This is a genomic window from Neisseria sp. P0024.S006, assembly GCF_051956595.1.
Lineage (GTDB): Bacteria > Pseudomonadota > Gammaproteobacteria > Burkholderiales > Neisseriaceae > Neisseria.
This window is the reverse complement of record NZ_JBQCXH010000065.1, coordinates 1-444: the sequence shown is the minus strand read 5'-3', so window position 1 is coordinate 444 and position 444 is coordinate 1. Positions and strand designations below refer to the sequence as shown.

Sequence of the window (444 nt, the reverse complement as noted above, 5' to 3'; positions counted from 1 at the left end):
CGTGGACTACCAGGGTATCTAATCCTGTTTGCTCCCCACGCTTTCGTGCATGAGCGTCAGTGCAGGCCCAGGGGATTGCCTTCGCCATCGGTGTTCCTCCGCATATCTACGCATTTCACTGCTACACGCGGAATTCCATCCCCCTCTGCCGCACTCCAGCAATGCAGTATCAAAGGCAGTTCCGAGGTTGAGCCCCAGGATTTCACCCCTGACTTACAAATCCGCCTACGTGCGCTTTACGCCCAGTAATTCCGAACAACGCTAGCCCCCTTCGTATTACCGCGGCTGCTGGCACGAAGTTAGCCGGGGCTTATTCTCCAGGTACCGTCATTATCGTCCCTGGCAAAAGAGCTTTACAATCCGAAGACCTTCTTCACTCACGCGGCATGGCTGGATCAGGCTTGCGCCCATTGTCCAAGATTCCCCACTGCTGCCTCCCGTAGG

1 rRNA gene is annotated in these 444 nt (G+C 56.1%); it reads right to left on the bottom strand.

Annotated features, from left to right (window positions below):
• Nucleotides 1-444: ribosomal RNA gene (locus ACTHUF_RS11295) — 16S ribosomal RNA — on the bottom strand; the annotation flags it as partial.